At 55.9% G+C, this 18981-nt stretch carries 20 protein-coding genes; 13 read left to right on the forward strand and 7 right to left on the reverse strand.

Going from position 1 to position 18981, the window contains the following annotated elements:
* Positions 1–441: 441 nt before the first annotated feature.
* The 6 genes from cyoA to ACWKXN_RS12990 all read left to right on the forward strand — a co-directional run bounded on the left by cyoA (position 442) and on the right by ACWKXN_RS12990 (position 6736).
* Entirely contained in the window at positions 442–1389 is a 948-nt protein-coding gene (gene cyoA / locus ACWKXN_RS12965; RefSeq protein WP_014882770.1) for a cytochrome o ubiquinol oxidase subunit II, read from the forward strand.
* A gap of 16 nt (positions 1390–1405) precedes the next feature.
* Complete coding sequence (cyoB, locus tag ACWKXN_RS12970; RefSeq protein WP_014168864.1) at positions 1406–3397, forward strand: cytochrome o ubiquinol oxidase subunit I; 1992 nt, start codon at positions 1406–1408, stop codon at positions 3395–3397.
* Positions 3387–4001 (forward strand): cytochrome o ubiquinol oxidase subunit III, encoded by a 615-nt coding sequence (locus ACWKXN_RS12975; protein WP_023334703.1) that lies wholly within the window; start codon positions 3387–3389, stop codon positions 3999–4001. The genes cyoB and ACWKXN_RS12975 overlap by 11 nt, the downstream gene beginning before the upstream one ends.
* Positions 4001–4327, forward strand: a complete 327-nt coding sequence (locus tag ACWKXN_RS12980; protein WP_006176899.1) for a cytochrome o ubiquinol oxidase subunit IV — start codon at positions 4001–4003, stop codon at positions 4325–4327. The genes ACWKXN_RS12975 and ACWKXN_RS12980 overlap by 1 nt, the downstream gene beginning before the upstream one ends.
* A gap of 11 nt (positions 4328–4338) precedes the next feature.
* On the forward strand, positions 4339–5226 hold the full coding sequence (gene cyoE / locus ACWKXN_RS12985; RefSeq protein ID WP_013095848.1) for a heme o synthase: 888 nt from the start codon (positions 4339–4341) through the stop codon (positions 5224–5226).
* Positions 5227–5374: 148 nt separating this feature from the next.
* Positions 5375–6736: an MFS transporter gene (locus tag ACWKXN_RS12990; RefSeq protein WP_064673451.1), complete on the forward strand. Its 1362-nt coding sequence runs from the start codon at positions 5375–5377 to the stop codon at positions 6734–6736.
* 31 nt (positions 6737–6767) lie between these two features.
* On the opposite strand, the gene ACWKXN_RS12995 is transcribed toward ACWKXN_RS12990, so the two are convergent.
* A complete protein-coding gene (locus ACWKXN_RS12995) occupies positions 6768–7259 on the reverse strand; it encodes a YajQ family cyclic di-GMP-binding protein (protein ID WP_033144770.1) in 492 nt (163 codons plus the stop codon).
* A gap of 121 nt (positions 7260–7380) precedes the next feature.
* Here ACWKXN_RS12995 and panE point away from each other — a divergent pair, with 121 nt between their 5' ends.
* Together panE and yajL are read left to right on the forward strand one after the other, a co-directional pair.
* Positions 7381–8292 carry a 2-dehydropantoate 2-reductase gene (panE, locus tag ACWKXN_RS13000; RefSeq protein WP_224978550.1) on the forward strand — a complete coding sequence of 304 codons (912 nt, stop codon included), beginning with the start codon at positions 7381–7383 and terminating at the stop codon, positions 8290–8292.
* Positions 8255–8845: a protein deglycase YajL gene (gene yajL / locus ACWKXN_RS13005; RefSeq protein ID WP_033144768.1), complete on the forward strand. Its 591-nt coding sequence runs from the start codon at positions 8255–8257 to the stop codon at positions 8843–8845. Before panE ends, yajL begins: the two co-directional genes overlap by 38 nt.
* A 67-nt stretch (positions 8846–8912) precedes the next feature.
* Here the strand turns inward: yajL and thiI are convergent, their stop codons facing one another.
* Positions 8913–10361: a tRNA uracil 4-sulfurtransferase ThiI gene (thiI, locus tag ACWKXN_RS13010; RefSeq protein WP_454543883.1), complete on the reverse strand. Its 1449-nt coding sequence runs from the start codon at positions 10359–10361 to the stop codon at positions 8913–8915.
* Between the two features lie 191 nt (positions 10362–10552).
* Between thiI and xseB the strand changes: the two genes are divergently transcribed.
* The 4 genes from xseB to ACWKXN_RS13030 all read left to right on the forward strand — a co-directional run bounded on the left by xseB (position 10553) and on the right by ACWKXN_RS13030 (position 14620).
* Positions 10553–10795 (forward strand): exodeoxyribonuclease VII small subunit, encoded by a 243-nt coding sequence (gene xseB / locus ACWKXN_RS13015; protein WP_008503331.1) that lies wholly within the window; start codon positions 10553–10555, stop codon positions 10793–10795.
* Entirely contained in the window at positions 10796–11695 is a 900-nt protein-coding gene (gene ispA / locus ACWKXN_RS13020) for a (2E,6E)-farnesyl diphosphate synthase (RefSeq protein WP_008503332.1), read from the forward strand.
* Between the two features lie 24 nt (positions 11696–11719).
* Positions 11720–13582, forward strand: coding sequence for a 1-deoxy-D-xylulose-5-phosphate synthase (gene dxs, locus ACWKXN_RS13025; RefSeq protein ID WP_033144766.1), 1863 nt, complete (start codon positions 11720–11722; stop codon positions 13580–13582).
* A gap of 63 nt (positions 13583–13645) precedes the next feature.
* Positions 13646–14620, forward strand: a complete 975-nt coding sequence (locus tag ACWKXN_RS13030; protein WP_454543884.1) for an aldo/keto reductase — start codon at positions 13646–13648, stop codon at positions 14618–14620.
* Positions 14621–14681: 61 nt separating this feature from the next.
* Here the strand turns inward: ACWKXN_RS13030 and thiL are convergent, their stop codons facing one another.
* The 5 genes from thiL to nrdR form a co-directional block, all read right to left on the reverse strand.
* On the reverse strand, positions 14682–15653 hold the full coding sequence (gene thiL, locus ACWKXN_RS13035) for a thiamine-phosphate kinase (RefSeq protein ID WP_182383108.1): 972 nt from the start codon (positions 15651–15653) through the stop codon (positions 14682–14684).
* Between the two features lie 77 nt (positions 15654–15730).
* Positions 15731–16150 (reverse strand): transcription antitermination factor NusB, encoded by a 420-nt coding sequence (gene nusB, locus ACWKXN_RS13040; RefSeq protein ID WP_006809908.1) that lies wholly within the window; start codon positions 16148–16150, stop codon positions 15731–15733.
* A gap of 21 nt (positions 16151–16171) precedes the next feature.
* The gene (gene ribH / locus ACWKXN_RS13045; RefSeq protein ID WP_006176874.1) at positions 16172–16642 is read right to left on the reverse strand and encodes a 6,7-dimethyl-8-ribityllumazine synthase; all 471 of its coding nucleotides are present in this window, start codon (positions 16640–16642) and stop codon (positions 16172–16174) included.
* 87 nt (positions 16643–16729) lie between these two features.
* Positions 16730–17833, reverse strand: coding sequence for a bifunctional diaminohydroxyphosphoribosylaminopyrimidine deaminase/5-amino-6-(5-phosphoribosylamino)uracil reductase RibD (gene ribD, locus ACWKXN_RS13050; RefSeq protein ID WP_211437679.1), 1104 nt, complete (start codon positions 17831–17833; stop codon positions 16730–16732).
* Positions 17834–17837: 4 nt separating this feature from the next.
* Positions 17838–18287 (reverse strand): transcriptional regulator NrdR, encoded by a 450-nt coding sequence (gene nrdR, locus ACWKXN_RS13055; RefSeq protein WP_008503337.1) that lies wholly within the window; start codon positions 18285–18287, stop codon positions 17838–17840.
* 152 nt (positions 18288–18439) lie between these two features.
* On the opposite strand from nrdR, the gene ACWKXN_RS13060 reads away from it, so the two are divergent.
* Positions 18440–18979, forward strand: coding sequence for a SadB/YajI family lipoprotein (locus ACWKXN_RS13060; RefSeq protein WP_196354764.1), 540 nt, complete (start codon positions 18440–18442; stop codon positions 18977–18979).
* Positions 18980–18981: the final 2 nt, after the last annotated feature.

Raw genomic sequence — 18981 nt, forward strand, 5'->3', positions numbered from 1 at the left:
CTAACCGAAATTATAACGGCGAAATAGCCGCCAGGCGCAAAAAAATATTTGTTGTTTTGTGCGGGATAGGATTTGGAAATTATTGGCTCCCATTCCAAAACGCTATTTTTCATTAAACGATTCAGCATACGAGAGTTTGATTTTTCGTTTTTCAGATGTCTTTTTATTGATAATTAATTGTTAATTTTTTGTTTATTTTCAACAATGGTTATACCAATTGCCCCTTTTAGGGTATGCTTGGGGGTCCTTTCGTTATAAAGCCCATGCCATGCGGCTTCGGTCATAAAAACCGACATAATTTGCAACACTTGTGACACGTGCGGCAGAACCCGGTAACACCTTCCTGACACAGGCCTAATGATGTTTACAGTAATGTAACCTTCCCGTAAAATGCCCGCACACTTTAAACGCCACCAGACTCCGTGGAATTGAGGTCGTTAAATGAGACTCGGGAAATACAATAAAAGTTTGGGATGGTTGTCATTATTCGCGGGCACTGTATTACTCAGTGGCTGCGATTCTGCACTACTAGACCCCAAAGGACAGATTGGACTGGAACAACGTTCACTGATATTGACGGCTTTTGGCCTGATGTTGATTGTGGTTATTCCTGCCATTTTGATGGCTGTTGGTTTCGCCTGGAAGTATCGTGCGAGCAATAAAGATGCGAAGTATAGCCCTAACTGGTCACACTCCAATAAAGTGGAAGCTGTGGTCTGGACGGTACCTATTCTGATCATCCTGTTCCTTGCCGTACTGACCTGGAAAACCACTCACGCACTTGAGCCAAGCAAACCGCTGGTTCACGATGAGAAACCTATTACCATTGAAGTGGTCTCCATGGACTGGAAATGGTTCTTCATCTATCCAGAGCAGGGTATTGCTACCGTGAATGAAATCGCCTTCCCGGCGAACACTCCGGTTCAGTTCAAAGTGACCTCCAACTCCGTAATGAACTCCTTCTTCATCCCACGTCTGGGTAGCCAGATTTACGCGATGGCCGGTATGCAGACCAACCTGCATCTGATCGCGAATGAAGCAGGCACCTATGATGGTATCTCCGCCAGCTATAGCGGCCCGGGCTTCTCAGGTATGAAGTTCAAAGCTATTGCGACGCCAGACCGTGCCGCTTTCGACCAGTGGGTTGAAAAAGCGAAGCAGTCTCCAAACACCATGTCTGACATGGCGGCGTTCGAAAAAGTGGCTGCACCAAGCGAATACAACAAGGTGGAGTACTTCTCTAATGTGAAACCAGATTTGTTCAAAGACGTTATTGGCAAATTTATGGATCACGGCAAGAGCATGGACATGACCCAGCCTGAAGGCGAGCACAGCGCGCATGAAGGTATGGAAGGCATGGACATGAGCCACGCGGAAACCGCTCACTAAGGGGCCGAGGAAGAAAATGTTCGGAAAATTGACACTGGATGCAGTGCCCTACCATGAACCGATTATCGTGGTTACGGTGGCTGCAATTATCATTGGTGGCGCGGCCTTACTGGCCCTGATCACTTACTTCGGTAAGTGGAGCTACCTGTGGAACGAGTGGCTGACTTCGGTTGACCACAAAAAACTCGGTATCATGTACTGCATCGTCGGTATCGTCATGTTAATTCGTGGCTTTGCGGATGCGATCATGATGCGTAGCCAGCAGGCACTCGCTTCTGCGGGTGAAGCCGGCTTCCTGCCACCGCACCACTACGATCAGATCTTTACCGCCCACGGCGTTATCATGATCTTCTTCGTGGCGATGCCGCTGGTTATCGGTCTGATGAACGTTGTCGTTCCGCTGCAAATCGGCGCGCGCGACGTGGCGTTCCCGTTCCTGAACAACCTGAGCTTCTGGTTCACGGTTGTCGGCGTTATCCTGGTTAACCTGTCACTGGGTGTGGGCGAATTCGCGCAGACCGGCTGGCTGGCTTACCCGCCGCTGTCAGGAATTGAGTACAGTCCGGGCGTTGGCGTCGACTACTGGATTTGGGCGCTTCAGCTCTCCGGTGTCGGTACTACCCTGACCGGTATCAACTTCTTCGTGACCATTATCAAGATGCGTGCCCCTGGCATGACCATGTTCAAGATGCCGGTATTTACCTGGGCATCTCTGTGCGCCAACATCCTGATTATTGCCTCCTTCCCAATTCTGACCGTCACCATCGCGCTGCTGACCCTGGACCGCTACCTGGGCACCCATTTCTTCACGAATGATATGGGTGGCAACATGATGATGTACATCAACCTGATTTGGGCCTGGGGTCACCCGGAAGTGTACATTCTGGTTCTGCCTGTGTTCGGTGTGTTCTCCGAAATCGCGGCAACCTTCTCGCGTAAACGTCTGTTTGGTTACACTTCTCTGGTGTGGGCAACCGTGTGTATTACCGTTCTGTCGTTCATCGTTTGGCTGCACCACTTCTTCACCATGGGTGCGGGCGCGAACGTAAACGCCTTCTTCGGTATTACCACCATGATTATCGCCATCCCTACCGGGGTGAAGATCTTCAACTGGCTGTTCACCATGTATCAGGGCCGTATCGTGTTCCACTCAGCGATGCTGTGGACCATCGGCTTCATCGTGACCTTCTCCGTAGGTGGGATGACCGGCGTACTGCTGGCGGTACCAGGTGCTGACTTCGTTCTGCACAACAGCCTGTTCCTGATTGCGCACTTCCATAACGTTATCATCGGTGGCGTGGTCTTCGGCTGCTTCGCTGGCGTAACCTACTGGTGGCCAAAAGCGTTCGGCTTCACGCTGAACGAAAAATGGGGTAAACGCGCGTTCTGGTTCTGGATCATCGGCTTCTTCGTGGCATTTATGCCGCTGTACGTGCTGGGCTTCATGGGTATGACCCGTCGTCTGAGCCAGCAGATCGATCCGCAGTTCCACCCAATGCTGATGGTTGCAGCGGGCGGCGCCGTGCTGATTGCCTGCGGTATCGCGTCTCAGCTGATTCAGTTCTACGTGTCTATTCGCGACCGCGACCAGAATCGTGACCTGACCGGTGACCCATGGGGTGGCCGTACGCTGGAGTGGGCAACCTCTTCTCCACCTCCTTTCTATAACTTTGCCATCGTGCCGCAGGTTCATGAACGCGACGCATTCTGGGAAATGAAAGAAAAAGGTGAAGCGTACAAGCAACCTGCTCATTACGAAGAAATCCACATGCCGAAAAACAGCGGTGCGGGCATTGTGATTGCCGCCTTCGCAACGGTATTTGGTTTCGCAATGATCTGGCACATCTGGTGGATGGCGATTGTTGGCTTCGCCGGCATCGTAATCAGCTGGATTGTGAAGAGCTTTGACGAGGACGTGGACTACTACGTACCAGTCCGTGAAGTTGAGAAGCTGGAAAATCAGCATTTCGACGAGATTTCTAAAGCGGGGCTGAAAAATGGCAACTGATACTCTGGCGCACTCAACTGCCCACGCGCATGAACATGCGCACCACGATACAGGACCGACCAAAGTCTTCGGTTTCTGGATCTACCTGATGAGCGACTGCATTCTGTTCTGCTGTCTGTTCGCGACCTACGCCGTTCTGGTGAACGGCACGGCGGGCGGCCCGGCTGGCAAGGACATATTTGAACTGCCGTTCGTTCTGGTTGAAACCGCACTGCTGTTATTCAGCTCCATCACCTACGGCATGGCGGCTATCGCCATGTACAAAAACAACAAGAGCCAGGTTGTGTCCTGGCTGGCGTTGACCTGGCTGTTTGGTGCTGGATTTATCGGGATGGAAATCTATGAATTCCATCACCTGATTCTGGAAGGTTTCGGTCCGGATCGCAGTGGCTTCCTGTCCGCGTTCTTCGCGCTGGTCGGTACCCACGGTCTGCACGTGACCTCTGGTCTGATCTGGATGGCGGTACTGATGTTCCAGGTATCCCGTCGCGGCCTGACCAGCACTAACCGTACCCGTATCATGTGCCTGAGCCTGTTCTGGCACTTCCTGGACGTGGTGTGGATCTGTGTGTTCTCTGTTGTATATCTGATGGGGGCGATGTAATGAGTCATTCAAACGATCATGGCGCTTCCCACGGTAGCGTAAAAACCTACATGACAGGTTTCATCCTGTCGATCATCCTGACGGTGATCCCGTTCTGGATGGTGATGAGCGGTTCTGCGTCTAAGCCGGTTATTCTGGGTGCAATCCTGGTGACCGCGGTGATTCAGATTCTGGTGCATCTGGTTTGCTTCCTGCACATGAACACTAAGTCCGATGAAGGCTGGAATATGACCGCCTTTATCTTTACCGTGATTATCATCGCTATCCTGGTAGTCGGTTCCATCTGGATTATGTGGAACCTCAACTACAACATGATGGTTCACTAAGAGCGGCGAGTATGTTTAAGCAATACCTGCAAGTAACGAAACCAGGCATCATCTTTGGCAACCTGATCTCCGTGATCGGAGGGTTCCTGCTGGCCTCTAAGGGCAGCATTGATTACACCCTCTTTATCTACACGCTGGTCGGTGTGTCACTGGTTGTTGCGTCCGGTTGTGTATTTAACAACTACATCGACATGGATATCGACAAGAAGATGGAAAGGACCAAAAATCGGGTGCTGGTGAAAGGCCTGATCGCCCCTTCCGTCTCGCTGGTGTACGCCACCTTGCTGGGTATTGCTGGCTTTATGCTGCTGTGGTTTGGTGCTAACCCGCTGGCCTGCTGGCTGGGGGTGATGGGGTTCGTGGTGTATGTGGGCGTCTACAGCCTGTATATGAAACGCCACTCCGTCTACGGCACGCTGATTGGTTCTCTCTCCGGCGCTGCGCCGCCGGTGATTGGCTACTGCGCGGTCACGAACGAGTTCGACAGCGGTGCGCTGATCCTGCTGGCTATCTTTAGCCTGTGGCAGATGCCGCACTCTTATGCCATCGCGATTTTCCGCTTTAAGGATTATCAGGCAGCGAACATCCCGGTTCTGCCGGTCGTGAAGGGCATTTCTGTTGCCAAGAACCACATCACGTTGTACATCATCGCCTTTGCCGTGGCAACGCTGATGCTCTCTCTGGGTGGTTACGCCGGGTATAAATATCTGGCGGTAGCGGCTGCGGTGAGCGTCTGGTGGCTCGGTATGGCGCTGCGCGGTTACAAAGTGGAAGATGACAAAGTCTGGGCGCGCAAACTGTTTGTGTTCTCGATTGTGGCCATCACCTCGCTGTCCGTGATGATGTCCGTGGACTTCATGGTGCCAGATTCACACAACCTGCTGACTTACGTCTGGTAAGCCAAACAGGTCAATAAAAGGGTGCTTCGGCAACCTTTTTTATTCACTGAATCTACTAATAACGCATGTAATATTTGTTAAATAACCCTTTATTTACCCCGCCCCTTCCCCGCACTACACTATGGCCTGCTTTTGAACTGAGGTGGTAATGAACGATTATAAAATGACGCCAGGCGAGCTACGCGCGACCTGGGGCTTAGGGACTGTCTTCTCGCTACGGATGCTTGGCATGTTTATGGTCCTGCCTGTTCTGACCACGTACGGTATGGCGCTGCAGGGGGCCAGCGAGGCGCTGATTGGGCTCGCGATCGGCATCTACGGCCTGGCGCAGGCGGTCTTTCAGATCCCCTTTGGCCTGCTCTCTGATCGGGTGGGCCGAAAGCCGCTGATCGTCGGCGGGCTGCTGGTCTTTGTGCTCGGAAGCGTGATTGCCGCCCTCTCCCACTCCATCTGGGGGATTATTCTCGGCCGCGCCCTGCAGGGTTCCGGCGCGATTGCCGCCGCGGTGATGGCGCTGCTGTCCGACTTAACCCGCGAGCAAAACCGTACTAAAGCGATGGCGTTCATCGGCGTGAGCTTTGGCGTGACCTTTGCGATTGCGATGGTGCTGGGCCCCATCATTACGCACACGTTGGGTCTGCACGCCCTGTTCTGGATGATTGCCGTGCTGGCGACCATCGGTATTGCCTTAACCCTGTGGGTCGTGCCGGACAGCAAAAACCACGTCCTGAACCGCGAATCGGGGATGGTAAAAGGCTGCTTCAGCAAAGTGATTGTCGAGCCGCGCCTGCTCAAGCTGAACTTTGGCATTATGTGTCTGCACATCCTGCTGATGTCGACCTTTGTCGCCCTGCCCGGCCAGCTTGCCGCAGCGGGTTTCCCGGCGGCTGAGCACTGGAAAATCTATCTGGTCACGATGCTGATTTCGTTTGTCTCCGTCGTGCCGTTCATCATCTACGCCGAAGTGAAGCGCAAAATGAAGCGCGTCTTCGTGGGCTGCGTGGCGGTCCTGCTGATTGCCGAAATTGTGCTCTGGGGTGCTGGCCCGCACTTCTGGGAGCTGATTGCCGGCGTGCAGCTGTTCTTCCTGGCCTTTAACCTGATGGAAGCGCTGCTGCCGTCGCTGATCAGCAAAGAGTCCCCCGCCGGTTACAAAGGCACGGCGATGGGCATCTACTCCACCAGCCAGTTTCTCGGCGTGGCGATCGGCGGCTCGCTCGGCGGCTGGGTGGACGGCCTGTTTGATTCACAAACCGTGTTCCTCGCCGGTGCGCTATTGGCGACAGTCTGGCTGCTGGTCGCCAGCACCATGAAAGAGCCGCGCTACGTGAGCAGCCTGCGCGTGGAAATCCCGGATGATGTTGAGATTAGCGATACGCTGAAACAGCGTCTGGAAGCCAAAGAGGGTGTGACAGAGGTACTCATCGTCCCGGAAGAGCGCAGCGCCTACGTCAAAATAGACAGTAAAATGACCAACCGCTTCGAAGTCGAGCAGGCGCTCAAAGCGTGAAAAAAAGCCCGGTTAAACCGGGCTTTTTATATTAATCGCGGAAGTTTTTAAACTGGAACGGTTGCCCCAGATCGCCGCCGCGCACCAGCGCCATTACGGACTGGAGGTCATCGCGGGACTTACCGGTCACGCGAATTTCTTCGCCCTGGATCTGCGCCTGCACCTTCAGCTTGCTGTCTTTAATAAGCTTAACGATCTTCTTCTGCACCGCGCTCTCGATGCCCTGCTTCAGCCTGGCTTCAACAAACCAGTTTTTACCGCTGTGCACAAACTCTTCCGGCACGTCCAGAGACGTCCCTTCGATGCCGCGCTTTAACAGCTTGGCGCGCAGAATGTCGAGCAGCTGATTCACCTGGAAATCAGACTCGCTCAGCACCTTAATAGTCTTATTTGCGTCGTTCAGCTCAAACGACGCCTCAACGCCACGAAAATCGAAACGTGACTCAACTTCACGGGTTGCGTTCTCAACGCCGTTGCGAACTTCCTGGATATCAACTTCGGAAACAATATCGAAAGATGGCATCTTTTCTTCTCCCTTCACTTTTGTTGCGTTGCATAATACCCGCTACGAGGCATAACTCAACAGAAGCTTAGCTGTATAATTAAGCTGTAACACCTGGCGCAGTTGCAGGTGAGGAGGAACAATGAAAATTACGGTGCTCGGATGCGGAGCGCTTGGTCAGCTGTGGCTGACCGCGCTGTGCAAGCACGGACATGAGGTTCAGGGCTGGCTGCGCGTGCCCCAGCCCTATTGCAGTGTAAACCTGATTGGTGAAGACGGAAGCATCTTTAACGAATCCCTCACCGCGAACGATCCTGATTTCCTGGCGCAAAGCGACCTTTTACTGGTGACGCTCAAAGCGTGGCAGGTCTCAGACGCGGTAAAGACACTGGCCGCGCAGCTCCCCCCCACTTCACCCATACTGCTGCTGCATAACGGCATGGGGACCCTTGATGAGCTGAAAAGCGTACCGCAGCCCCTGCTGATGGCTACGACCACGCACGCTGCGCGTCGCGACGGCAACATCATCGTGCATGTCGCCAGTGGCGTGACGCACATCGGGCCCGCCAGAACTCAGGATGGAGATTACAGCTATCTTGCCGATGTGCTGCAGAAGGTGCTGCCGGACGTGGCCTGGCACAACAACATCCGCCCTCAGCTGTGGCGCAAGCTGGCGGTAAACTGCGTGATCAACCCGCTGACGGCGCTGTGGAACTGCCCGAACGGGGAGCTGAAAAATCATCCGCAGGACGTTGCGATTTTGTGTGCGGAAGTCGCGGCGGTCGTTGAGCGGGAAGGCCTGCATACCTCGGCCGACGATTTGCGCTGCTATGTCGAGCAGGTCATTGAGAGCACGGCAGAAAACATCTCCTCGATGCTGCAGGATGTTCGGGCATTACGCCACACGGAGATCGACTACATTACCGGCTATCTGCTAAAACGCGCCCGCGCGCACGGTATCGCCGTGCCGGAAAACGCCCGTCTGTATGACCTGGTTAAACGTAAGGAGAGTGAATATGAGCGCGTCAGCACTGATCTGCCTCGCCCCTGGTAGCGAAGAGATGGAAGCGGTCACCACCATTGATTTGATGGTGCGCGGCGGCATTAAGGTCACCACCGCCAGCGTCGCAAGCGACGGTAATCTGGCAATCACCTGCTCGCGCGGGGTGAAAATCCTCGCGGATGCCCCCCTTGTTCAGGTGGCTGACGGCGATTACGACATCATCGTGCTGCCCGGCGGCTTAAAAGGCGCGGAATGTTTTCGCGACAGCCCGCTGCTGGTCGAGACCGTGCGTCAGTTTCATTTATCCGGCCGCATCGTCGCGGCTATCTGTGCCGCAGCAGGAACGGTTCTGGTTCCGCACGATATCTTCCCCATCGGCAACATGACCGGCTTCCCGGGGTTGAAGGATACGATCCCGGAAGAGCACTGGGTGGATAAACGCGTCGTCTGGGATCCGCGCGTCAACCTGCTGACCAGCCAGGGGCCAGGCACCGCGATTGATTTTGGCTTAAAGATTATTGACCTGCTGGTCGGGCGCGAGAAAGCGTACGAAGTGGCGTCGTCGCTGGTGATGCCGGCGGGGATTTATAATTATTACGAATAGGTGTTCTCCCTCTCCCTGTGGGAGAGGGCCGGGGTGAGGGCTTCAGGCCGCACTCCCCGGCAATAAACTACGGGCGATACACCTTCACGTTCGCAAAGCCCTGCTCGCGCAGATACAGCGCCTGCAGGCGACTCATCACCCCGCGCTCGCACCACAGCAGATACGTTTTGCTCTGGTCGAGATCGCCAAACTTGGTGCTCAGCTTATAGAACGGCAGAGAAACCACGTCGACGCCTTCAACCTGCAGCGGCTTGTCATCCTGCTCGTCAATGGAGCGGATATCCAGAATCGCATCGTTAGCGCCAAAACCGCTCACGGTTTCAACTTCAACGACTTCCTGCTCGGTCTGCTGGGCAATCTCGCGGATGTCGATGTTGGATGCTTCCTCCACCACTTTTTCCAGAATGCTGAAATCGAAGTTCTCTTCTTCCGCTTCGATCTTCGCCTTCACCGCCTTCACCGTTGGGCTTTTTGAGATCACGCCGCAGTATTCCGGCATGGTGCGGGCAAAATCTTCGGTACCGATTTCGCGCGCCAGATCGATGATGTGCTCTTTATCGTGGGAGATCAGCGGGCGCAGGATCAGCGTATCAGATACGTTGTCGATCAGACGCAGGTTGGTCAGCGTCTGGCTGGACACCTGGCCCAGCGCTTCACCGGTGACCAGCGCCTGTACGCCGTAGCGCTCGGCAACTTTGGACGCCGCACGCACCATCATGCGCTTCAGCACCACGCCCATCTGGCCGTCGTCCACTTTTTCGAGGATTTCGCCGACGACAGGTTCGAAGTTGATCGCCACGAAACGCACGCGGTGGGAGCTGCCGAAGCGGTTCCACAGGTAATGCGCGACCTGACGAACGCCGATTTCGTGCGCCGCACCGCCCAGGTTGAAGAAGCAGTAGTGCACACGGCAGCCGCGGCGCATCAGCATATAGCTGGAGACGCCGGAGTCGAAGCCGCCGGAGATCAGGGACAATACGTCTTCCTGGGTTCCGATCGGGAAGCCGCCGATACCTTCATAGCGCCCTTTCACCAGCAGCAGGCGATCGTTTTCGATCTCCAGATTCACGGTCACGTCCGGGTTGGTCAGACGTACGCGCGCCGTCTCAACGTGCTGGTTCAAACCGCCGCCAACGTAACGTTCCACTTCAATGGAGCTGAACTCGTGCTTGCCGCGACGCTTCACGCGCGCGCAGAAGGTTTTGCCTTCGATCTGGTCGCGGTACTGGACCAGCGCTTTCTCGAAGATGTCGTGCATATCGCTGAACGGAACATCTTCCACTTCCAGGATATGGTGGATCCCCGGAATACGGGTCAGCGCGTCGCGAATATCCTGACGTTTGTTTTCGTCTTTGGCGCGCACTTCAACGTGGTCCCAGTGGCGCACCACGGCGAGGGTTTCGTCGTAGTGCTTTAATACGTTACGAATGTTCCCGGTGAGAATTTTAATAAAGCGCAAACGCACAGATTGGCTTTTGATGGTGATTTCAGGGAACAATTTAATGATAAACTTCATGGCGGCAATGTTTCTTAGGCAAGCGTATTAAGGCTTGTAATGGAAAAGAGTACAGCAGCCCACACCCGTGGCTGCATCCAGGCGCGCAAGTATACCACCATCGCGCCGCTCCTGTGCACATTGCGCGTTATTTGATAATTGCCCTGAGTCCGTTACCATGTCGGGGCTGAGAATATAAGAGTCAATTCACTATGCCGAAGAAGAACGACGCACCGGCCAGTTTCGAAACTGCGCTGAGTGAACTGGAGCAAATCGTTACCCGTCTTGAGAGCGGCGATCTCCCGCTGGAAGAGGCGCTCAATGAATTCGAGCGTGGCGTGCAGCTGGCGCGCCAGGGGCAGGTCAAACTGCAGCAGGCCGAGCAGCGCGTGCAGATCCTGCTTTCCGACAGCGAAGACGCGAAAACCACGCCTTTCACACCGGACGCCGAGTAAATGGATTTTGCCAACGAGCTTCAGGCGCGTGTCGTACGCGCCAACGACGCCCTGCGCCGTTTTATTGCGCCACAGCCTTTTCAGAACACTCCTCTGGTTGAAGCCATGCACTATGGCGCACTCTTGGGTGGAAAGCGCCTGCGCCCGTTCCTGGTGTACGCCACAGGCAATATGTTTGGCATCAGCGATAACACGCTGGACGCCCCGGCAGCCGCCGTTGAGTGCATCCATGCCTACTCGCTGATCCACGACGATCTCCCGGCCATGGACGACGACGATTTGCGTCGGGGTCAACCCACCTGCCATATCAAGTTTGGCGAGGCGAATGCCATTCTGGCGGGTGATGCCCTGCAAACGCTGGCGTTCTCGATTCTGAGCGACGCGCCGATGGCGGAAGTGGCCGACCGCGACCGCCTGGCGATGATCTCCGAGCTGGCAATGGCCAGCGGCGTGGCCGGCATGTGCGGCGGACAGGCGCTGGATCTTGAAGCGGAAGGACGTCAGGTTAATCTGGAACAGCTGGAGCGTATTCATCGCCATAAAACCGGGGCGTTGATTCGTTCCGCCGTTCGCCTGGGCGCGCTGAGCGCGGGTGAACAAGGGCGCAAAGCCCTGCCGATTCTGGACAGATACGCAGAAAGTATCGGTCTGGCATTCCAGGTTCAGGATGACATTCTGGATGTGGTGGGCGATACTGCAACATTGGGTAAACGTCAGGGTGCGGACCAGCAGCTTGGCAAAAGTACCTACCCCGCCCTGCTGGGTCTTGAGCAAGCCCAACGTAAAGCCCGGGATCTGATTGACGATGCCCGCCAGTCGCTAAATGAACTGGCCGCGCAATCGCTGGATACCTCGGCACTGGAAGCGCTAGCGGACTATATAATCCAGCGTGATAAATAAACTATATATCTCGATGAGCCTTTGATGAGTTTTGATATTGCCAAATACCCGACACTGGCGTTAGTTGACTCCACCCAGGAGTTACGTCTGTTGCCGAAAGAGAGCCTGCCGAAGCTGTGCGACGAGCTGCGTCGCTACCTGCTCGACAGCGTAAGCCGCTCCAGCGGCCATTTCGCCTCCGGGCTTGGCACGGTAGAGCTGACCGTGGCGCTGCACTACGTCTATAACACGCCGTTCGATCAGCTCATCTGGGACGTGGGACACCAGGCCTATCCGCACAAAATTCTGACCGGACGTCGCGATAAAATTGGCACCATTCGTCAGAAAGGCGGCCTGCACCCGTTCCCGTGGCGCGGTGAGAGCGAGTATGACGTGCTGAGCGTCGGCCACTCCTCCACCTCCATTTCTGCGGGCATCGGTATTGCTGTTGCCGCCGAGAAAGAGAACAAGCAGCGCCGCACCGTCTGCGTGATTGGCGACGGCGCCATTACCGCCGGTATGGCCTTCGAAGCCATGAACCACGCGGGCGATATCAAGCCGGACATGCTGGTTATCCTCAACGATAACGAAATGTCGATCTCCGAGAACGTCGGCGCGCTTAACAACCATCTGGCCCAGCTGCTCTCCGGCAAGCTTTACTCCTCGCTGCGCGAAGGCGGCAAGAAAGTCTTCTCCGGCGTACCGCCGATTAAAGAGCTGCTCAAGCGTACCGAAGAACACATCAAAGGCATGGTGGTGCCGGGCACCCTGTTTGAAGAGCTGGGCTTTAACTATATTGGCCCGGTTGACGGTCACGACGTGCTGGGCCTGGTGACCACGCTCAAGAACATGCGCGACCTGAAAGGCCCGCAGTTCCTGCATATCATGACTAAAAAAGGGCGCGGTTACGAACCGGCGGAAAAAGATCCGATCACCTTCCACGCGGTACCGAAATTTGACCCGTCCAGCGGCTGTCTGCCAAAAAGCAGCGGCGGCATGCCGAGCTATTCCAAAATCTTCGGCGACTGGCTGTGCGAAACCGCAGCCAAAGACAACAAGCTGATGGCGATCACCCCGGCCATGCGTGAAGGCTCTGGCATGGTGGAGTTCTCCAGAAAATACCCTGACCAGTATTTTGACGTCGCCATTGCCGAGCAGCATGCGGTGACGTTTGCAGCGGGCCTGGCGATTGGCGGCTACAAGCCCGTTGTCGCGATCTATTCCACCTTTCTGCAACGCGCCTACGATCAGGTGATCCATGACGTGGCGATTCAGAAGCTGCCGGTACTGTTTGCTATCGATCGTGCGGGCATCGTCGGTGCCGACGGCCAGACGCACCAGGGCGCGTTTGATCTGTCGTTCCTGCGCTGTATTCCGGATATGGTTGTCATGACGCCAAGCGACGAGAACGAATGTCGTCAGATGCTGTTTACCGGCTATCACTATCAGGATGGCCCAAGCGCCGTCCGCTACCCGCGCGGCAATGCGGTAGGCGTTGAGCTGCAGCCGCTGGAAAAACTGCCGATCGGTAAAGGTCTGGTGAAGCGTCGCGGTGAAAAGGTGGCGATCATGAACTTCGGCACGCTGATGCCTGAGGCGGCTAAAGCGGCTGAAGCGCTGAATGCCACCCTGGTGGACATGCGCTTTGTGAAGCCCCTCGATGAATCTCTGATCCTGAGTATGGCTGAGACCCATGACGTGCTGGTCACGCTGGAAGAAAACGCCATCATGGGCGGCGCGGGCAGCGGCGTGAATGAGGTGCTGATGGCGAACCGTAAAGCCGTGCCGGTGCTGAACCTCGGCCTGCCGGATCGCTTCATTCCGCAAGGTACTCAGGACGAAGCCCGTGCGGCGATTGGCCTGGACGCCGCCGGTATCGAAGCCAAAATCCGTACCTGGCTGGACTGACCCCTCCCCCTTTTCCGCTCCTGCTATGCTTAAAGCTGGTGTTTAAACAGCAGGAGCGGAACCGTGCAATACACAACATTAGGAAGAACGGACCTTAAGGTTTCCCGACTTTGTCTGGGATGCATGACCTTTGGCGAGCCCGATCGGGGAAACCACGCCTGGACGCTGCCGGAAGAGAGCAGCCGTCCGATTATCAAACGCGCCATCGAGGGCGGCATTAACTTCTTTGACACCGCTAACAGCTACTCAGACGGCAGCAGCGAGGAGATTGTCGGCCGCGCACTGCGCGACTTTGCCCGCCGTGATGACGTCGTCGTCGCCACCAAGGTCTACTATCCGGTGGGCGATCTGGCTGAGGGCCTTTCTCGCGCGCAGATCCTGCGCTCCATTGATGACAGCCTCAGACGCCTGAACATGGAGTACGTCGACCTGCTGCAAATTCACCGCTGGGATTACAACACGCCAGTCGAGGAGACGCTTGAAGCGCTAAATGATGTGGTCAAAGCCGGTAAAGCACGCTACATCGGCGCATCGTCTATGCACGCGTCGCAGTTTGCTCAGGCGCTGGATCTCCAGGCGCAGCACGGCTGGGCGCGCTTTGTCACCATGCAGGATCACTACAATCTGATCTATCGTGAAGAAGAACGCGAGATGCTGCCGCTGTGCCATCAGGAGGGCGTGGCGGTGATCCCGTGGAGCCCGCTGGCGCGCGGCCGCCTGACCCGTCCATGGGGTGATACCACGGCTCGCCTGGTATCGGATGAAGTGGGAAAGAATCTCTATGGCGGTACAGAAGCCAGCGATGCGCTGATTGCCGAACGTTTAGCCGGGATCGCCGACGATACCGGTGCAACCCGCGCTCAGGTGGCGCTGGCGTGGCTGCTGGGCAAGCGCGGGGTCGCTGCGCCGATTATTGGAACGTCGCGGGAAGAACAGCTTGATGAGCTGCTGAATGCGGTGGATATCACGCTGACGCCGGAGCAGATTGCCGAGCTGGAAACACCGTATCAGCCCCACCCGGTGGTGGGGTTTAAGTAAGCCCATCTTTTGTAGGCCGGGTAAGGCGGAGCCGCTACCCGGCAGTACAGCGCGCACAAACTTACGCGAAGTGATCGTATCCTTTCCAGTCCAGCGTAACGGGCGCACCGTCTTTCACAAACTTCAGCCCTTCACTCTCCGGCATGATCTGACCGATGCAGGTAAATTTCGCGCCGAGATGCGCTAACGCCACGTCCAGCGTTCCACGGTTGAGCTCTGGCACCGTGAAGCACAGCTCGTAGTCTTCACCACCGGACAGCGCCCAGCGCAGGGCCTGCTCAGGCTCTACATGGCGAAGCAGTTGCTCCGAAAGCGGGAACAGATCCAGGTCAACGCGCGCGCCTACGCCACTGGCCTTCAGGATATGCCCGAGATCCGAGATCAGCCCGTCAGAGAGATCGATAGCCGAGCTTGCCCGTTCGCGCAGCGCCTGTCCGTGCAAAATACGCGGCGTTGGCCGCAGATGGCGTTTCACCAGATACGCCACGTCGTCAGCATCTTCAACCGTTAAACGGTTCTGCAGGATCGCCAGCCCTGCCGCGCTGTCGCCCGGCGTACCGGTCACGTAGATCCAGTCGCCCGGTTTTGCGCCTGAGCGCTTCAGCGCGCGGCCGAGCGGCACGTAGCCGTGGATCGCCAGCGTCATCGACAGCGGACCGGCAGTCGTATCGCCGCCAATCAGCTGCATATCGTAATAGCTAAGCTGCTCAAACAGCGCATCGCTAAAGGCTTCCAGCCAGGCTTCATCTACCTCTGGCAGGGTCAGAGCCAGCGTCAGCCACGCGGGATCGGCACCCATCGCCGCCAGATCGCTGACGTTAACCGCCAGGGCTTTATACGCCAGATCGGCAGGATCGATATCCGGTAAGAAATGACGGCCGCACACCAGGGTGTCGGTGCTGATTGCCAGCGTCTGTTTTTCGGGAATATTGAGAAGTGCACAGTCATCGCCAATGCCGGTTTCAACATCAAGACGAGAGGTTCTGACACGGTCGAAATAACGGGCAATCAGGGAGAATTCGCCGCATGCCATACGTTATGCCTCAGCAAATAAAAGAAAAAACCGGAGCCGCACTGCCCGTCAGGCAATGCAGAACTCCGGTTTGCGGATCACTTTTTGTGGGGACGGATCGCAGGTGCTGCTTTATCAAGTACGCCGTTTACAAACTTGTGGCTGTCTTCAGCGCCGAAGGTTTTCGCCAGTTCGATCGCTTCGTTGATGGCCACTTTATACGGCACATCATCACGTTTAGACAGCTCAAACAGCGCGATACGCAACACTGCTTTTTCCACCTGGCCCAGCTCTTCGAGCAGACGGGACAGGTATGGCTTCATCAGGCCATCGAGATACGCGCTATTAGTCGCCACTCCCGACAGCAGTTCGCGGAAGTACAGAACGTCAACGTCTTTTACGTCCTGTTCTGACAGGAACTGGTATTCAACATCAGCGATGTCGTTCTGGGACAACTGCCAGGAGTAAAGTGCCTGGACGGCACATTCACGGGCGCGGCGACGAGCAGCAGGTTTCACGGAATTCCCCTTACAAAAAAATCAGGCCTTGATGGCTTTCAATACATTGATCATTTCAAGCGCGGTCAGTGCAGCTTCTGCACCTTTGTTACCGGCTTTGGTGCCAGCACGTTCGATGGCTTGTTCAATACTTTCGGTGGTCAGCACGCCGAACGCGACAGGAATTTCAGCATCCTGCGCAACGTGTGCCAGACCGTTGCTTGCACCGCCCGCAACGTATTCGAAGTGCGCAGTGCCGCCACGAATAACGGTACCCAGCGCAATCACCGCGTCGTATTTACCGGTTTTCGCCAGCGCGCCCGCCGCCAGTGGCAGTTCGTAAGCGCCTGGAACCCAAACAACGGTAATGTTGTCATCTTTAACCTGGCCGATACGTTTCAGGGCGTCAATCGCACCTTCCAGCAGGCTGTCGTTGATGAAGTTGTTGAAACGCGCAATGGTGATGGCGACGCGAGCGTCCGGGGTAGCTACAGCAGCTTCAATAATGTTCATACTCTTCCTTTACGGGTTCATTTGGCCCCGCAGGGGGGCGGATTTTATCATAATACTTTGCGCACTGCTTCCCTATTTCAGGAGCAATTACGCTGTCGTTAAGTGGAGGCAGACATCCGGGCCTACCGGACGAATCTCGCTAAATTTGAGTTGCGGTGCGTCGGCCAGTTTTTCAAGGCCGGGCAGCACAAACAGGCCGCGCGCGTCGTGACCTAACAGTTTAGGCGCAACGTAAACAATCAGTTCATCCACCAGTCCGGCCTGTAAAAGCGCACCGGCGAGCGTTGGCCCCGCTTCAACCCAGATGCTGTTCACCTGCTGCTTGCCGAGCAGCATCATCAGCACTACCAGATCCAGATGACCGTTATGCTCCGGCACCATAATGCTGCGCACGCCTTCCGGCCATTCGCGCGCATCTTCTTTAGTGCGGGCAATCCAGGTTTCACCCGGCTGCTGCACGATGCGGTGCTCCGGCGTCACGCGGTTCTGGCTATCAATGATAATACGCAGCGGCTGGCGCAGGTTCTCCTGCGGGTACAGCGCCTGGGTATCGGCATTCAGTTCGTCCCAGCGCACGGTCATGGCCGGATCGTCAGCCAGAACGGTTTCACTGCTGGTGAGAATAGCATGGCTTTGCGCGCGAAGACGTTGCACATCGCGCCTTGCCTGTGGTGAGGTTACCCACTGGCTTTCGCCGTTTGCCATCGCCGTACGACCGTCCAGCGAGGCGCCCAGCTTGAGCTGAATATACGGGAACCCCGTGCGCATGCGCTTCAGAAAGCCTTTGTTGATCGCTTCCGCGTCATGCATCATCAGCCCATGGCTGACGTCGATGCCTTCCTGCTGCAGGCGATACAGACCTCGTCCGGCAACCTGCGGATTCGGGTCCTGCATCGATGCGACCACGCGTGAAACGCCTGCCGCGATCAGCGCTTCGCAGCACGGCGGCGTACGCCCGTGATGGCTGCAGGGCTCCAGCGTGACGTAGGCTGTGGCGCCGCGCGCCTTCTCACCCGCCATGCGCAGCGCATGAACCTCGGCATGCGGCTCGCCGGCACGATAGTGAAACCCCTCCCCTACGATCTCGCCATCTTTAACGATAACGCACCCGACGTTCGGGTTGGGATGGGTGGTAAAACGACCGCGCTGCGCCAGCTTCATGGCTCGCGCCATGTAAATCTCATCCTGCATGAGCTTAATCCTGTAAGCGGGCGATCTCTTCGCCAAACTCTTTGATGTCTTCGAAGCTGCGGTAGACCGAGGCGAAGCGGATATAGGCAACCTTATCGAGCTTTTTCAGCTGCTCCATCACCAGGTTACCGATCATTTTGCTCGGCACTTCACGCTCACCCAAACCACGAAGGTAAGATTTTATGTGGTTTAACGCCATCTCAACGTCATCCGCGCTGACGGGACGTTTTTCCAGGGCCTTCAGCATCCCGCTGCGCAGTTTCTCTTCGTTAAACGGCTCGCGCACGTCGTTGCTTTTCACCACGCGCGGCATTACCAGCTCTGCAACCTCAAAGGTCGTGAAACGCTCGTTGCACACCAGACACTGCCGACGACGGCGTACGGATGACCCTTCGCCCACAAGACGAGAGTCGATGACTTTGGTATCCACAGCGGAGCAGAATGGGCAATGCATACGGTATCCCTGTTATGTGGTTAACTAATTTTCATTTTACCCTGATCTGGCCTGACAACAAAGGAAGAGCTTTTTGAGACAAAGGATCTATGTCTGACACGTCGAGGCTGGCTACCATTAAGGCGATCCGTTATTTCAAGGAAATAAACGCAATGACAAGACGTTACCTTAAAATTTTGCTGGTGGGGAGCCTCTTCACCCTTAGCGCCTGTGCACAGCAAACCGAAGTCCGTCAGATGAAACAGAGCGTGAACACGCTCAATGCGGCGATGGACAAACTGAACAAAGAAACGGTGAAGATCACCCAGCAAAACGCGCTAAACGCCAAATCCAGCAGCGGGGTTTATCTGCTGCCGGGAGCGAATACGCCTGCGCGTCTCAATAGTCAGATTGGCACGCTAAAAATGTCTCTGGTGAATGTGGCGGCGAATGCAAATGGTACTCGCGCAACATTACGCATTCATGGCGAGTCCAACGATCCGTTGCCCGCCTTCAGCGGCACCGTCGAATGGGGACAGATTCAGGGCACCACTGAGAGCTACCAGGAGGTGAATGTTAACAGTCAGCTGTTCACCGCTCCGGCCAGCGTGCTGGCACCAAGCGATGTTGACATTCCGCTGCAGCTTAACGGACTGACTCCGGATCGGTTAGATTTCATCCGCATTCACGATATCCAGCCCGCCGCGCAATAACC

Source organism: Enterobacter sp. UPMP2060 (assembly GCF_053709655.1).

Excerpts from the sequence above, each read along its gene's own strand:
- ACWKXN_RS12980 (WP_006176899.1), top strand. The coding sequence starts at position 4,001 with ATGAGTCATTCAAACGATCATGGCGCTTCCCACGGTAGCGTAAAAACC.
- cyoB (WP_014168864.1), top strand. The coding sequence starts at position 1,406 with ATGTTCGGAAAATTGACACTGGATGCAGTGCCCTACCATGAACCGATT.
- ACWKXN_RS13060 (WP_196354764.1), top strand. The coding sequence starts at position 18,440 with ATGACAAGACGTTACCTTAAAATTTTGCTGGTGGGGAGCCTCTTCACC.
- thiI (WP_454543883.1), bottom strand. The coding sequence starts at position 10,361 with ATGAAGTTTATCATTAAATTGTTCCCTGAAATCACCATCAAAAGCCAA.
- ispA (WP_008503332.1), top strand. The coding sequence starts at position 10,796 with ATGGATTTTGCCAACGAGCTTCAGGCGCGTGTCGTACGCGCCAACGAC.
- xseB (WP_008503331.1), top strand. The coding sequence starts at position 10,553 with ATGCCGAAGAAGAACGACGCACCGGCCAGTTTCGAAACTGCGCTGAGT.
- ACWKXN_RS12990 (WP_064673451.1), top strand. The coding sequence starts at position 5,375 with ATGAACGATTATAAAATGACGCCAGGCGAGCTACGCGCGACCTGGGGC.
- ACWKXN_RS12995 (WP_033144770.1), bottom strand. The coding sequence starts at position 7,259 with ATGCCATCTTTCGATATTGTTTCCGAAGTTGATATCCAGGAAGTTCGC.
- nrdR (WP_008503337.1), bottom strand. The coding sequence starts at position 18,287 with ATGCATTGCCCATTCTGCTCCGCTGTGGATACCAAAGTCATCGACTCT.
- ACWKXN_RS12975 (WP_023334703.1), top strand. The coding sequence starts at position 3,387 with ATGGCAACTGATACTCTGGCGCACTCAACTGCCCACGCGCATGAACAT.
- ribH (WP_006176874.1), bottom strand. The coding sequence starts at position 16,642 with ATGAACATTATTGAAGCTGCTGTAGCTACCCCGGACGCTCGCGTCGCC.
- ribD (WP_211437679.1), bottom strand. The coding sequence starts at position 17,833 with ATGCAGGATGAGATTTACATGGCGCGAGCCATGAAGCTGGCGCAGCGC.
- cyoE (WP_013095848.1), top strand. The coding sequence starts at position 4,339 with ATGTTTAAGCAATACCTGCAAGTAACGAAACCAGGCATCATCTTTGGC.
- dxs (WP_033144766.1), top strand. The coding sequence starts at position 11,720 with ATGAGTTTTGATATTGCCAAATACCCGACACTGGCGTTAGTTGACTCC.
- cyoA (WP_014882770.1), top strand. The coding sequence starts at position 442 with ATGAGACTCGGGAAATACAATAAAAGTTTGGGATGGTTGTCATTATTC.
- panE (WP_224978550.1), top strand. The coding sequence starts at position 7,381 with ATGAAAATTACGGTGCTCGGATGCGGAGCGCTTGGTCAGCTGTGGCTG.
- yajL (WP_033144768.1), top strand. The coding sequence starts at position 8,255 with ATGAGCGCGTCAGCACTGATCTGCCTCGCCCCTGGTAGCGAAGAGATG.
- thiL (WP_182383108.1), bottom strand. The coding sequence starts at position 15,653 with ATGGCATGCGGCGAATTCTCCCTGATTGCCCGTTATTTCGACCGTGTC.